Source organism: Pseudoalteromonas sp. TP27 (genome assembly GCF_056470645.1).
Genome location: NZ_JARDAK010000001.1, coordinates 59,994 through 73,829, shown reverse-complemented (window position 1 = coordinate 73,829; position 13,836 = coordinate 59,994). Strand labels below are relative to the sequence as shown.

Below are 13,836 nucleotides of genomic sequence, written 5' to 3'. Positions count from 1 at the left end.
TATTACGTAATATTTAGAGGACTGCACTCCTATGGCGGAAACTGAGAATCGCCCAAGTAACTTTATTAGAACCCGAATTGATGAAGACTTATCAAGTGGAAAACATGCCACTACGCATACACGTTTCCCACCTGAACCAAATGGCTTTTTGCATATTGGTCATGCCAAATCAATTTGTTTAAATTTTGGTATCGCAAAAGATTACAATGGTTTATGTAACCTACGTTTTGACGATACAAACCCAGAAAAAGAAGATATTAACTACGTTAATTCTATAAAAGAAGATGTTCAGTGGTTAGGTTTCAATTGGGACGGTGATATAAAGTACTCTTCTAATTATTTTGATACTTTATATGGCTACGCTGTTGAGTTAATTGAAAAAGGCTTAGCGTACGTTTGTTTTTTAACAGCCGATCAAGCACGTGAATATCGTGGCACATTAAAAGAGCCAGGTAAAAACAGCCCTTATAGAGATACATCCGTTGAAGAAAACCTAGCGTTATTTGAAAAAATGCGTGCTGGTGAATTCAAAGAAGGTGAATGTGTTCTGCGTGCTAAAATTGATATGGCAAGCTCATTTATGGTGCTTCGCGATCCAATTATTTATCGCGTACGTTTTGCCCATCATCACCAAACAGCTGACAAGTGGTGCATTTACCCAATGTACGACTTTACGCACTGTATTTCTGATGCGCTAGAAGGTATTACGCACTCATTATGTACACTTGAGTTTCAAGATAATCGCCGTTTGTACGACTGGGTACTTGATAACATCAGCTTAGAATGTCATCCGCAACAAATTGAGTTTTCACGCTTAAATCTTGAATACACAATTATGTCTAAGCGCAAGCTAAGCGACTTAGTGGTAAACAACCATGTAGAGGGATGGGATGACCCACGTATGCCTACAATTGCAGGCCTACGTCGTCGTGGTTATACACCGGGCTCAATACGTGAGTTTTGCTTACGAATTGGTGTGACAAAGCAAGAAAATATGGTCGAAATGGGCATGCTAGAAGCGTGTATCCGTGAAGACTTAAACGAAAATGCACCACGCGCAATGGCTGTACTCGATCCTGTTAAAGTTGTTATTGAAAACTACGATGCAGACAAGGTTGAAGTTTTATCTGTGGCTAATCACCCAAATAAAGAAGAAATGGGTCGTCGTGATGTACCGTTTACTCGTGAAATTTACATCGAACGAGAAGACTTTAAAGAAGAAGCAAATAACAAGTTTAAACGTTTAGTACTTGATAAAGAAGTACGCTTACGTGGTGCTTATGTTATTAAAGCACAGCGTGTTGAAAAAGACGAAAATGGTGAAATAACAACTATCTTTTGTACTTACGATACAGAAACACTCGGTAAAAACCCAAGTGATGGACGTAAAGTAAAAGGTGTTATTCACTGGGTTTCAGCGCCGGAGTCTATTACAGCAGAAGTTCGTTTATACGACCGTTTGTTTAGTGTGCCAAACCCAGCAGCTGCTGATGAATTTGAAACAACATTAAACCCAGAGTCACTGGTAGTTTTAGCAAACGCCAAGTTAGAGCCATCGCTTGCTAATTCACAAGCAGAGCAGGGCTTTCAGTTTGAGCGTACAGGTTATTTCTCTCGTGATTCTAAATCAGAGAATGTTGTATTTAATCAAACAGTGGGTCTTCGCGATTCATGGTCTAAAACACAGTAGTTACGTTTAATAATAAGCCAGTATTTATACTGGCTTATTATATTACTGTCGTATTTTAGACACAAAAAAACCTGCAATTAGCAGGTTTTTTTACTTTAAAAGCAGTATTAGCTATTTGCATCGCTAAATTCTTTACACGCTACTTTATCGTTACACTCACCGTATAAATATAAAGAATGGTTTGTTAGTGTTATACCATTTTCTTCAGAAATCTCTAATTGACGACGTTCAATCATTTCATCTTCAAATTCTACAACTTTACCACATTTCAAACATACTAAATGATCGTGGTGTGTGCTTCCAGAAAGTTCAAATACAGACTTTCCACCTTCAAAGTGATGACGGCTTACAATACCTGCATCATCAAATTGGTTAAGTACACGATATACTGTTGCAAGACCAATTTCTTCACCTAGGTCCAAAAGAATTTTGTAAACATCTTCAGCGCTGATGTGTTGGTTATCTGGAGATTGTAAAATCTCTAATATTTTAATTCGCGGTAAAGTTACTTTTAAACCGGCTTTTTTAAGTTCCAAGTTATGATCAGTCATTAAATCTGTCTCAATTTTATTTGGTTATACTAGACATCTTGCAAAGATGTACACGACACATTAGCAACAAACAGGATAACGTGCCTAAGCATTAAGTGCAAAGAACAATTGATATATATTGCTACTAAAGCTTAAAACGCTAACTGTTTGATAATTATTTAAACAGTTAGCGTTGGAAGGGTCGAAATTAGTCAGCTAATTCGCTTAAGCACATTTCTTCAAATACTTGAGCAGACCAGGCTTTAACGCGTTGTTCTGTTAGTTCTGGTTGACGGTCTTCGTCGATGCCTAAACCTACAAAATGCTTATCGTCTGCCATGCCCTTAGAAGCTTCAAAGTCATAGCTTTCACTTGGCCAATGACCAACAACAATAGCGCCACGTTCAGTGACAATATCGTTGATCATGCCCATCGCATCTAAAAAGTACTCAGCGTAATCTTCTTGGTCTCCACAACCAAAAATAGCAACAAGCTTACCGTCAAAGTCTACTTCTTCAAGCTCTGGGAAAAAATCATCCCAGTCACATTGTGCTTCGCCGTAGTACCAAGTTGGGATACCGAATAAGATCAGATCAAATTCAGCAATCTCTTCTTTAGAGCTTTTTGCAATATCATGAACAGCCACTAGCTTTTTACCCAATTCTTTTTGGATCATTTTTGCTACGTGTTCTGTGTTACCTGTGTCACTTCCGAAAAAAATGCCTACACTTGCCATGGATTTAAAACCTTTTATGTATCAATAGCCAATCTTTCTTGTAAAATCGTTTCAATCAGCGCACTGCGGCTAATATTTTGTGCATCTGCCATATCACTTAATGCTTGATATAACTGCGATGAAACTTTAAATTCAACACGTTTTAAACCACGTGCTTTATCTCTTTTTATTTGATTACGTTTATTTACCTTTAACTGCATATCCCGTGAAAGGGGATTGGTTTTAGGTCTGCCTGGGCGTTTTTCGTATTCAAATAAATCGAGTGTAGTTCTATCTGTTTCTGACTTCGCCATGCCTAACCTACACCTGCGCCTTGCCAAAATACTTGAATAAGCCCTTTAGCAATAAAGCCCGAACAACCTAAAAAGAGTACGCCCCAGACAATATATTGCCCGAACTTTGGCACATTACCACTTTTTAGTACGTCTTTAATTGCCATGCCGATGAATATGAAAATACCGGCTAAGCCAAAATACAACCCTAGGGTATCAAATTCGTTAATTAACTGACTGACCATCAACGTATAACCTTTAAATTAAACGGCGCGTACTATAGCATATAAATATACATTTATTTAGTGCGCAGAATCAAAAACACGCGATTAAAATTGCTTTAAACCGCAGTTAAAAAGTCATTTATCGCTTTATTAACAGCAAGGGGTTTTTGAGCGTGAAGCCAATGGCCTGCGCCATGTATAATTTTAGCCTTAGTGTTTTTAAAGCGTGCTGTAATTGCAATACGATGCTCAGGTAAAATATAGTCAGAATCATTACCTTTAATGAAAAGAGTATCGCACAAACAAGAATTGTTTTCATTAACATTGGATGTGATTGTCGAATATTTTTCATCAAGCACATTTAAGTTAAATCGCCATGCAAAATGACCTTCATCATTTTTAGCGAGGCTCTTCAGTAAAAACTGTCGAACTCCCAGTTCTTCTATTAAAGGCTGCATTATTAAATCAGCTTGTTTTCTATCATCTATGGACTGCGCTGAAACTGCTTTTAGAGCCTGTAATATTTTTGTGTGACGAGCAGGGTAACTAACAGGAGCAATATCAAGTACAACAAGTTTATTTACAAGTTCAGGATGCGTAAGTGCTAATTCCATTGCCACTTTGCCGCCCATTGAGTGCCCAACTAAATGTGCCTTATCTATGCTTAAATGCGCTAATAACTCAACAATATCTTGTGCCATTGCCGGGTAATTCATTTCATCACTATGAGGCGAAAGTCCGTGGTTGCGCAGATCGACATTAATCACATTAAAGTCTTCACTTAGTGGTTTTGCGATTACATTTAGGTTTTCTAAGGAGCCAAAAAGCCCATGGATCAAAACAACATTAGGACCTTGCCCTTGTTGCTTGTAATTTAACTGCATACCCGCCTCCTAAAAATTTCGCATAGTTTGCCGAGCATTGCGCTAAAAAGCAAAAAATACAGTCACTATTTGTTAAATTGGGCTTTTGGGCGTTAAATCAACAACAATTAGGTAAATATTAATATGTTTATGGGAGTGCTTGTTGTAACTCGCATTTTTGATTGGTTTGGGTATAATCACACGGGAGAAAAAAATGTGACCCGTAATGACAGGAAGAACATGAAACAAATCGACATAGACGACGAGTTATATCAATATATTGCAAGCAATACGCAAAGTATTGGTGAAAGTGCATCCACTATTTTACGTCGTTTATTAAATCTGAGCGGCGAAAAAATTCAAACCGCAAACGTAGAACTAACTCAAAACAATCAAACTGCGACTACGTCTACCGCCACATTAAAAAGCTCAGAGCCATCTGCTACTGAGACTTTAAAAAAACAAACGCCTTTAGCTGTCATACCAGTGAAGCAAAAAAGCGATAATGTTTTTAATGTATTAAATAAAGAAGAGCTGGCAATGCAAAAGGGCGTTGTTGGACGCTTTTTGTTTATTTTAAGTGCATTTTACCGCACACATAAATCTGATTTTTCGGCTGTATTAGATATAAAAGGGCGTGACCGTGTTTACTTTGCTACCAGTAAAGAAGACTTGGTCAATAGCGGCAGTAGCATGAATCCTAAAAACATAACCGATAGCGAATACTGGGTTATGACGAATTCTAATACTACACGTAAAAAAATGATGCTTCATGAAGTGGCTCTTTGCCTTGGTTATAGTGCAGAGCAAGCTGAAAAAATTCGCGATTACCTGTAAGGAAATATAATGGCTATTCATTCAGGCGCAGGCAAAACTGCTCCACAATCGGCACTGGTTAACGTACCTAAATTAGTATCTGCGTATTACTTAAACGAACCTGATCTTGAACAAAATCCAGAGCATTGTGTTGCCTTTGGTACATCAGGCCACCGTGGTTGTTCTTACGATGTTAAATTTAACGAGTCTCATATTTTAGCCATTACTCAAGCTATTTGTGATTACAGAAAACAAAATGATATTTTTGGTCCGTTATTTTTAGGTAAAGACACACACGCTTTGAGTGAAGCTGCATTTAATTCTGCTATTGAAGTATTAGTTGCTAACGAAGTACAAGTGATAACGCAAGAAGACGGTGATTTTACACCAACGCCAGTTATCAGCCATGCCATAGTGAGCCACAATAAGCTACACCCAAATGAATTAGCAGACGGGATTGTAGTTACGCCTTCGCATAATCCTCCTGAAGACGGTGGTTTTAAATATAATCCACCTAACGGCGGACCTGCTGATACAGACGTAACGAAATGGATTGAAGACAGAGCTAATCAACTTTTATTAGAAGATTTAGTTGAAGTTGAACTATTCCCATTTGCTAAAGCATCGCGTTCTGGTTTTATTCGCTACGAAGATTTAATGACGCCATACATTGATGACTTAGCAAATATCGTTAATTTAAAAGCAATTAGCGATGCAAGCATTAAAATTGGTATTGATCCATTAGGTGGCTCAGGTATCAATTTTTGGCCAGTTATTGCAAAAAAATATAATTTAGATTTAACCGTTGTTAATGACGCGGTCGATCCTCGTTTTGCTTTTATGCCACTTGATAAAGACGGCAAAATTCGTATGGATTGTTCATCGCCTTATTCAATGGCGAACCTTATTGCACTAAAAGATGATTTTGATGTGTCTATTGGTAACGACCCTGACTACGATCGTCACGGTATTGTAACGCCAGATGGTTTAATGAATCCAAACCACTTTTTAGCAGTGGCAATCGATTACTTACTTAAGCACCGTGATTGGAACTCAAGCGTAGAAATTGGTAAAACACTGGTTTCTAGCTCAATGATTGATAAAGTAGCTGCTCGTAACAACCGTAAAGTTAAAGAAGTACCAGTAGGCTTTAAATGGTTTGTTGAAGGTTTAAGCAAAGGTAAGCTTGCCTTTGGTGGCGAAGAAAGCGCAGGTGCTGCATTCTTACGTTTTGATGGCTCTGTATGGTGTACAGACAAAGATGGCTTTATTATGGGACTACTCGCTGCAGAAATATTAGCAGTAACAGGTAAAACACCATCAACGCTTTATAAAGAGTTAGAACAAGAGTTTGGTTCTCCAATTTATAAACGCCTAGATGCACCGGCTACAAGCGGTCAAAAGTCACGTTTAAAAGCGTTAAGTGCTTCTGATGTTAAAGCCGATACGCTTGCAGGCGAACCTATTTTGCAAAAATTGACTCATGCACCAGGTAACGATGCCGCTATTGGTGGTTTAAAAGTGGTCACCGAAAATGGCTGGTTTGCAGCGCGTCCATCAGGTACCGAAGATATTTATAAAATATACCTTGAATCATTTAAAGGTGAAGAGCATTTAGCGCTACTTGAAAAAGAAGCTAAAAAGCTTGTAGATTCAGTTATTAGCTAACTCAATCTAATGATTTTTAAAACGGCTGATTTATTCAGCCGTTTTTGTTTTTATACCTTATGTATTTACAAAATATATGCATAAGAGTCTACTCTCACATTACTTTTTAAAGGGCTTATTGTATGTCAGCCAATCCATCTTACTTAAATGAATTAAAACAAACTGGCGATTTTTTAACGCTTAGCCGTAATAACGAATGGCATTTAGATGCTGGTGAATTTACTTTAGATAATGGCACCCACGTTACTATTCACGATACTGGCGTTATTGAATTTCAACCGGCCGTTACAACAACAAAAGACGTAGTGTATTCAAGTGCTGTACACGGTAATGAAACTGCGCCAATTGAAATTTGTGACTCACTCATTAAACAAATTATAAAAGGTGAGCTAATACTTAAACAGCGCGCTTTGTTTATTTACGGCAATCCACAATCAATTAATATTGGCCTGCGTTTTGTAGAAGAAAACCTAAATAGATTATTTAACGGTCACCATACAGTTGAAGGTGTACCAATGAATAATGAGCGTACCCGTGCTGCAAAGCTTGAACAATACGTAAGCGACTTTTATGCACGTGGTAAGCAGGGCAGCAGTCGATGCCATTACGATTTACATACGGCTATTCGTGGTTCTAAAAACGAAAAATTTGCTGTATATCCCTATTTGCATGGTAAGCCTTGGAAAAAATCGCAGTTACAATTTTTATTGAGTTGTGGTGTAAATACCGTGCTTATGATGAAATCTCCAGCAACAACATTTAGCTATTACTCATCATTTGTACATGGTGCTGATTCGTTTACTGTAGAGCTGGGCCAAGTTAAGCCATTTGGTGAAAACGACATGGCTCGCTTTGAAAAAACAAAGCAAACCTTAACTGCATTAATTAGTCAAAATGAGGTTGAATACCATAAATTCAATTCAAACGATTTTGAATTGTTTGCTGTCCATCGCACAATCAATAGAACGCAGGACGATTTCAGCTTCCCATTTTCAGACGATGCACAGAACTTTACGGGCTTTGCGAAGGGTGAGCTACTCGCTACAGACGGCGATACGCCTTATTATGCAGATGTTGAGGGGGAAGCTATTATTTTTCCAAATGCGCAAGTCGCTTTAGGGCAACGTGCACTACTGACTGTTATACCAATGCAAATAGATAGCAATTTCGTCTAATAGCACTCATCAGACCACTGCTAACCTTAAGTTAACTATATGATTACTATTAATTAAAGTAAGCATGTCGTTAACTTGCCAGTTTTTTAATCAGTATTTACTTTTCTTTCGTCACAGATCTGTTGAATAACACTTTACGTTAACGTAAAGTGTTGGCAGCTTTAATTAAAGACAGTGCAGATGTTGCAAAGTTTATTCGCAACCATCACCCATAATAATAATCCACAGGGGCGCTGTTTTCCGACAACAAAAGAAGGTAGGTTATGAGTAATCCCAATAACGTATCGCTGAATATTAATCATGATCTAGAATTTATAGATGGTAATGCGCTTAATATTCCAACCCTTAGTATTTTAACTGAGGACGGCGACATTCATCCTAGTGCAAACGCACCTGATATTTCAAAACATACCGCACTTAAATTATACGAAACCATGCGTTTTATTCGCTTGCTTGATGAACGTATGCAAGGCGCACAGCGCCAGGGCCGCGTAAGTTTTTATATGCAGTGTTTAGGCGAAGAAGCGGCCGTTGCAGCCTCTGCTGCGGCGCTTGATCAAGACGATATGATTATGGCGCAATATCGCGAACAAGCTGCTCTTCATTATCGTGGTTTTACCCTCGATCAATTTATGAACCAAATGTTTTCAAACGAATTGGATTTAGGCAAAGGTCGTCAAATGCCGATTCACTATGGTTCTAAAGAATTGAACTATATGACTATTTCTTCGCCGCTAGGTACACAAATACCACAGGCAACTGGTTATGCATATGGTCAAAAAATCAAACACATCGACGCTAAAACAGGTGACCTTGCCAGCACAATTGATAACGTGACTATTTGTTATTTTGGTGAAGGCGCTGCATCTGAAGGTGACTTTCATGCTGGTTTAAATATGGCTGCTGTTCACAAAGCACCGGTTATATTTTTTGCACGTAATAACGGCTATGCAATATCAACCCCTGCTGATGAGCAATTTAAAGGTGACGGTATTGCATCTCGTGGTGTTGGCTATGGTATTAAAACAATTCGTGTTGATGGTACAGATGCACTTGCTGTTTATGCGGCGACTAAAAAAGCACGCGAAATAGCCTCAACACAAGGTGAGCCTGTACTTATTGAATCGATTGCTTATCGTCTGGGTGCGCACTCTACATCGGATGATCCAAGTGGTTACCGCTCTAAAGATGAAGAAGCGAATCATCAAACGTGTCCTATTGATAAATTTAGAAAATGGCTGGTCAAGCAAGAGTGGTTAAACGAAGATGACGATATAAAAGCAAAAGAGTCGATTCGTGAAGAAATTTTAGCCGCGCTTAAACGTGCTGAAGTGGTAGCAAAGCCTGCTTTAGAAGAATTGGTATCTGACGTTTACGATACACCTATTCCATTATTGCAACGCCAATACGAGCAACTTAAAGAACATATAAAACAGCATCCAGATGCCTACCCAGTAACAGCAGGGAGAATTAAGTAATGGCTAAAATGAATATGCTACACGCAATTAACTCTGCGCTCGACATTACAATGAATGAACACCCTCAAGCCTGTATTTTCGGTGAAGATGTTGGTTACTTTGGCGGTGTGTTTAGAGCAACATCGGGCTTGCAAGAAAAGTACGGTAAACATCGTGTTTTTAATACGCCTTTAACCGAGCAAGGTATTTTAGGTTTTGCTAATGGCCTAGCTGCTTTTGGTGCACCCGCATTGGCAGAAATTCAATTTGCTGATTATATTTTCCCGGCGTTTGACCAAATAGTAAATGAAGCCGCTAAATTTCGTTATCGCAGTGGTAATGAGTTTAACGTAGGTAATTTAACCATTCGTACGCCTTATGGCGGTGGTATTGCCGGTGGTTTATACCATTCCCAATCACCAGAAGCTTACTTTGCACATACTCCGGGTTTGAAAGTAGTTGTACCGCGTAATCCTTATCAAGCAAAAGGGTTATTACGCGCTGCAATTAAAGATGATAATCCGGTCATATTTTTTGAGCCAAAGCGATTATACCGTGCATCAACTGGCGAAGTGCCAGAGGAAGATTACAGCATTGAATTAGGCACCGCTGAAGTAGTTCAAGAGGGTAGTGATATTACGCTTTTAGCGTGGGGTGCTCAAATGGAGATTATTGAAGATGCAGCTAAGCAAGCAAGCGAGCAAGGCATAAGCTGTGAAGTTATTGACCTTCGTAGTATTTTACCGTGGGATGTAGACACGATTGCTAAATCGGTGATTAAAACTGGCCGTTTAATAGTAAGTCACGAAGCGCCTATAACTAATGGCTTTGGGGCTGAAATAGCAGCGACAATTCAACAAGAGTGTTTCCTGCATCTAGAGTCGCCAATTTTACGTGTATGTGGTTTAGATACGCCATACCCGTTAGCACTTGAGAAAGAATATGTGCCAGATGCACTAAAAGTGTTGGCTGCAATTAAACAATCAATGGATTTTTAGGGGTCATCATGGCTAAAGATTTTATATTACCCGATATTGGTGAAGGCATTGTTGAGTGCGAAGTAGTCGAATGGCTAGTACAAGAAGGCGATACCGTATCTGAGGATCAGCCAATTTGCGATGTAATGACAGACAAAGCATTAGTACAAATTCCTGCTGTGCATGATGGCGTAATTTCAAAGCTTTATTATCAAAAAGGTGAAATTGCCAAAGTACATGCGCCGTTGTTTGCTATGGATGTAGCCGGTGAAAGTGTAAGTAATGAAGCTGTTCAAGAAGACGTTATAACTGAACCACAAACAAACACTAGCCCAACTAATTTGTTAGAAGACTTTATACTACCCGATATTGGTGAAGGTATTGTTGAGTGTGAAATTGTTGATTGGTTAGTTGCAGAAGGCGACGAAATAGAAGAAGACCAAGCTGTTTGCGATGTAATGACGGATAAAGCATTAGTACAAATTCCGGCAAAATACACAGGTACAGTGCAAAAGTTATATTATCAAAAAGGCGAAATAGCCAAAGTACATAGCCCGTTGTTTCAAATGACAATTGCGGGCAGTGCAGCTAAGCCAAATGTTGATATAAACCAAGCGGTCGTAAAGGCACAAACTAATGCTGTTGTTGAAAAAACAGCATCGGTTGTTAAAACGCAGCAAGCTACTAAAGTTATTAACCAAAAAGCGGTGGCATCACCTGCGGTTCGTCGTAAAGCACGCGAACTTGATGTTGATTTAACGTGTGTATCAGGTAGTGGTAAAAATGGACGTATTTACAAGCAAGACATCGAAGAGTTTGTAAAAGGCGAAGTGCCAAATACCATTGATACTTCACCGCTTAATAGCGATGCATCTCAAAGTGCAGTACAAAACCAAACACAGAATCAAAGCGGTGGCGTACGCGTAGAGCAAATTAAAGGCATTAAAGCGGCCATGGCCAAGCAAATGGTGGCATCGGTTTCAACTATTCCGCACTTTACGTTTAGTGATGAAATAGACTTAACACAGCTTATAGCTTTGCGTAGCGCTTTAAAAGAGCAGTACAAAGCACAGGGCGTTAAGCTCACCATGATGCCATTTTTTGTAAAAGCACTCTCGCTAGCAATGAAAGAGTACCCTGTACTTAATTCAAAAGTGAACGATGAATGCTCAGAGCTTACCTATTATAACGATCATAATATCGGTATAGCGGTTGATTCTAAAATTGGCTTATTAGTGCCTAATATTAAATCGTGTCAGAGTAAGAGCATTGTTGATGTGGCAAATGATTTAACCCGTTTAACTCATTCAGCGCGAGAAGGGCGTGTTGCACCGGATGATTTAAAAGGTGGGACAATTAGCATCTCTAATATTGGTGCGATTGGCGGCACTATTGCTACCCCTATAATTAATAAACCAGAAGTGGCGATTGTTGCGCTAGGTAAACTGCAGCATTTACCGCGTTTTGACGAAAGTGGGCAGGTTGTGAGTAAAGCTATTATGCAAGTGAGTTGGTCTGGCGATCATCGTGTTATTGATGGCGGCACTATTGCTCGCTTCAATAACCTATGGAAATCGTACTTAGAAAATCCATCGGCAATGATGATGGTAATGAGTTAATCGCTAAATTGCTAATATGTAATAAAAACCAGCTTTTAGCTGGTTTTTTGTTTTAATGTGCGCTGTTTTTAATTAAGATACAAATGTTACTAAAAGTAATTAGACTAAGCCCGTTAGGGAATATAAAAAATAACACTAAGGAAATTTTATGGAATACTTTATGGAAGCAATGCGTCGTTATACAGATTTTAGTGGTCGTACACGTCGTAAAGACTTTTGGATGTTCATACTTTTTTATGCAATATTTTATGTCGTATGCGCAGTTGTTGACGGTGTTATAGGCACAGCTCCTATAGTTACTACTTTATTTAGTTTAGCTATGTTAATACCATCTATAAGTATCGCGGCTAGACGTTTACACGACACAGGTCGTTCAGGCTGGTGGCAGTTAATAGCATTGATCCCTTTAATTGGTGCAATTGTATTACTGGTTTTCTACGTATTGGATTCACACGAAGGCGAAAATGATTTTGGTCCAAATCCAAAAGAATTAGCAGCAGAACCTACAACTGTATAAGTAAGCATAACTCAACATGCTAAAAGCTCAGCAATTGCTGAGCTTTTTTGTGTTTGTTATTTACATTATATTTTTAGATTTCAGCAAAAAAATATAACCCGTAGCCTACAGCTAAAGCGGGAATAGACGTATAAAGCGTAGCTATAACTGCAGCTTTGGGCGCCATTGCTATTGCTGGAAATAACGCATCACCATCGTTAGAAATCGCATTTCCTGCTAAAGCACTAAAAGGAATAATGCCTTGAATATAAAGTGTTGTAACAATGATTTGCGGACCACAACCAGGTAAAAATCCAATAAGCACTGCAATCAGTGGTGCTAAATAAGCGTAGTGTACAAACCACGTTTTTAAATCAAGGCCTGCAATGTTAACCAAAATCTCAAATAGCATAAAAGAGGCTACAACCCATGCCGTTACAAAATGGGTATCTTGTAATACTTTTATTATTTTAGAGGTGGGGTTACATGCATCGTCTTCTGACGTTACTTCTTGATAGCTTTCACCTTTAGATGAAAACGCCCAAATAGTCACTACAAACAAAGCCATAGCAGCGCCAAAAATACTAATAGTTGTATTTGTGTACTTACCAAACTGACTAAAATCAATATTAAAGGCGATTAAAAAGGCAATTATAAGGCTTGGGATAATTGCTATCATCCACACTGGTTTACTGATTTTAATAATATTAGTTGAGAGTATTTTAATTTGGTGCTTTTGTTCTTGCGCTGTTGGGCGTAAAAAGTCTTTTTTGTGTATCGTATTAACCAGTAAACCACTGAATGTACCCACAACTAACCCTATTCCCATAATTAACAAGCCTTCAGTAGGGCGGGTAGCAAGTAATAAAAATGCTGCATCTCCCATTGTAGCTGTTAGCACAGCAACAATAGCACCAAAGCTTGCTTGGCCTTTTGTAAATTGAGTTACCACAATAATTGCACCACCACAGCCTGGTAATGCCCCTAGAATAGCGGCAAAGCTTATTTCTAGAACCGGAGATTTTGCGCTTAAATAACTAAGCTCTAATTGAGGTAAGTGCTCTATAGCGTAGTAATAAATTAAAAGGGTTGCGGCAACAAATACACTCACTTGAAAAAAGGCATCACTCAGTGCAGTCATTGTTATTTCGCGTAATTGCGGTATTGCAAGGCAAGTTAAAATAAATAAAGGCAGCAGTAATCGTTTATTTTGGCTCAAAAATCGTTTTGAGGCAGGAGTAATAAAACCAATGTGAGGGAGTGAAATCATACAATGCGACCTAATAAATTAACTAGGTCACACTGTATATTTT

General features: G+C 38.7%; 14 protein-coding genes. 8 read left to right on the top strand and 6 right to left on the bottom strand.

All coding sequences use genetic code 11. The features are described from left to right. Positions 1-31: 31 nt before the first annotated feature. Entirely contained in the window at positions 32-1,690 is a 1,659-nt protein-coding gene (gene glnS, locus PX700_RS00335) for a glutamine--tRNA ligase (protein ID WP_166419624.1), read from the top strand. Positions 1,691-1,797: 107 nt separating this feature from the next. Here the strand turns inward: glnS and fur are convergent, their stop codons facing one another. The 5 genes from fur to PX700_RS00310 form a co-directional block, all read right to left on the bottom strand. After that, a complete protein-coding gene (fur, locus tag PX700_RS00330) occupies positions 1,798-2,241 on the bottom strand; it encodes a ferric iron uptake transcriptional regulator (RefSeq protein ID WP_024599570.1) in 444 nt (147 codons plus the stop codon). Between the two features lie 187 nt (positions 2,242-2,428). Continuing rightward, a complete protein-coding gene (gene fldA, locus PX700_RS00325; RefSeq protein WP_415636167.1) occupies positions 2,429-2,956 on the bottom strand; it encodes a flavodoxin FldA in 528 nt (175 codons plus the stop codon). A 14-nt stretch (positions 2,957-2,970) separates the two neighbouring features. Beyond that, on the bottom strand, positions 2,971-3,249 hold the full coding sequence (gene ybfE / locus PX700_RS00320; protein ID WP_002962928.1) for a LexA regulated protein: 279 nt from the start codon (positions 3,247-3,249) through the stop codon (positions 2,971-2,973). Positions 3,250-3,251: 2 nt separating this feature from the next. Next, positions 3,252-3,473, bottom strand: a complete 222-nt coding sequence (locus PX700_RS00315; RefSeq protein WP_002962930.1) for a DUF2788 domain-containing protein — start codon at positions 3,471-3,473, stop codon at positions 3,252-3,254. A 95-nt stretch (positions 3,474-3,568) separates the two neighbouring features. Further along, positions 3,569-4,336 (bottom strand): alpha/beta fold hydrolase, encoded by a 768-nt coding sequence (locus tag PX700_RS00310; RefSeq protein ID WP_479519513.1) that lies wholly within the window; start codon positions 4,334-4,336, stop codon positions 3,569-3,571. A 219-nt stretch (positions 4,337-4,555) separates the two neighbouring features. On the opposite strand from PX700_RS00310, the gene seqA reads away from it, so the two are divergent. From seqA to PX700_RS00275, 7 genes are all read left to right on the top strand, one after another. Continuing rightward, a complete protein-coding gene (gene seqA / locus PX700_RS00305) occupies positions 4,556-5,152 on the top strand; it encodes a replication initiation negative regulator SeqA (protein ID WP_479519512.1) in 597 nt (198 codons plus the stop codon). A 9-nt stretch (positions 5,153-5,161) separates the two neighbouring features. Then, entirely contained in the window at positions 5,162-6,799 is a 1,638-nt protein-coding gene (gene pgm, locus PX700_RS00300) for a phosphoglucomutase (alpha-D-glucose-1,6-bisphosphate-dependent) (RefSeq protein WP_415636164.1), read from the top strand. A gap of 122 nt (positions 6,800-6,921) precedes the next feature. Further along, positions 6,922-7,974 (top strand): succinylglutamate desuccinylase, encoded by a 1,053-nt coding sequence (gene astE, locus PX700_RS00295; protein WP_479519511.1) that lies wholly within the window; start codon positions 6,922-6,924, stop codon positions 7,972-7,974. Positions 7,975-8,237: 263 nt separating this feature from the next. Continuing rightward, on the top strand, positions 8,238-9,452 hold the full coding sequence (locus tag PX700_RS00290; RefSeq protein WP_479519510.1) for a thiamine pyrophosphate-dependent dehydrogenase E1 component subunit alpha: 1,215 nt from the start codon (positions 8,238-8,240) through the stop codon (positions 9,450-9,452). Next, a complete protein-coding gene (locus tag PX700_RS00285) occupies positions 9,452-10,429 on the top strand; it encodes an alpha-ketoacid dehydrogenase subunit beta (protein WP_415636161.1) in 978 nt (325 codons plus the stop codon). Before PX700_RS00290 ends, PX700_RS00285 begins: the two co-directional genes overlap by 1 nt. An 8-nt stretch (positions 10,430-10,437) precedes the next feature. Further along, positions 10,438-12,027, top strand: a complete 1,590-nt coding sequence (locus PX700_RS00280; RefSeq protein WP_479519509.1) for a dihydrolipoyllysine-residue acetyltransferase — start codon at positions 10,438-10,440, stop codon at positions 12,025-12,027. A 148-nt stretch (positions 12,028-12,175) separates the two neighbouring features. Next, the gene (locus PX700_RS00275) at positions 12,176-12,544 is read left to right on the top strand and encodes a DUF805 domain-containing protein (RefSeq protein WP_415636159.1); all 369 of its coding nucleotides are present in this window, start codon (positions 12,176-12,178) and stop codon (positions 12,542-12,544) included. 73 nt (positions 12,545-12,617) lie between these two features. Here PX700_RS00275 and PX700_RS00270 read toward each other — a convergent pair whose 3' ends face one another. Then, positions 12,618-13,793, bottom strand: a complete 1,176-nt coding sequence (locus tag PX700_RS00270) for a putative manganese transporter (RefSeq protein ID WP_479519508.1) — start codon at positions 13,791-13,793, stop codon at positions 12,618-12,620. Between the last annotated feature and the right edge of the window lie 43 nt (positions 13,794-13,836).

Coding starts and splice junctions, on each gene's coding strand:
- glnS (WP_166419624.1), top strand. CDS start 32: ATGGCGGAAACTGAGAATCGCCCAAGTAACTTTATTAGAACCCGAATT.
- fur (WP_024599570.1), bottom strand. CDS start 2,241: ATGACTGATCATAACTTGGAACTTAAAAAAGCCGGTTTAAAAGTAACT.
- fldA (WP_415636167.1), bottom strand. CDS start 2,956: ATGGCAAGTGTAGGCATTTTTTTCGGAAGTGACACAGGTAACACAGAA.
- ybfE (WP_002962928.1), bottom strand. CDS start 3,249: ATGGCGAAGTCAGAAACAGATAGAACTACACTCGATTTATTTGAATAC.
- PX700_RS00315 (WP_002962930.1), bottom strand. CDS start 3,473: ATGGTCAGTCAGTTAATTAACGAATTTGATACCCTAGGGTTGTATTTT.
- PX700_RS00310 (WP_479519513.1), bottom strand. CDS start 4,336: ATGCAGTTAAATTACAAGCAACAAGGGCAAGGTCCTAATGTTGTTTTG.
- seqA (WP_479519512.1), top strand. CDS start 4,556: ATGAAACAAATCGACATAGACGACGAGTTATATCAATATATTGCAAGC.
- pgm (WP_415636164.1), top strand. CDS start 5,162: ATGGCTATTCATTCAGGCGCAGGCAAAACTGCTCCACAATCGGCACTG.
- astE (WP_479519511.1), top strand. CDS start 6,922: ATGTCAGCCAATCCATCTTACTTAAATGAATTAAAACAAACTGGCGAT.
- PX700_RS00290 (WP_479519510.1), top strand. CDS start 8,238: ATGAGTAATCCCAATAACGTATCGCTGAATATTAATCATGATCTAGAA.
- PX700_RS00285 (WP_415636161.1), top strand. CDS start 9,452: ATGGCTAAAATGAATATGCTACACGCAATTAACTCTGCGCTCGACATT.
- PX700_RS00280 (WP_479519509.1), top strand. CDS start 10,438: ATGGCTAAAGATTTTATATTACCCGATATTGGTGAAGGCATTGTTGAG.
- PX700_RS00275 (WP_415636159.1), top strand. CDS start 12,176: ATGGAATACTTTATGGAAGCAATGCGTCGTTATACAGATTTTAGTGGT.
- PX700_RS00270 (WP_479519508.1), bottom strand. CDS start 13,793: ATGATTTCACTCCCTCACATTGGTTTTATTACTCCTGCCTCAAAACGA.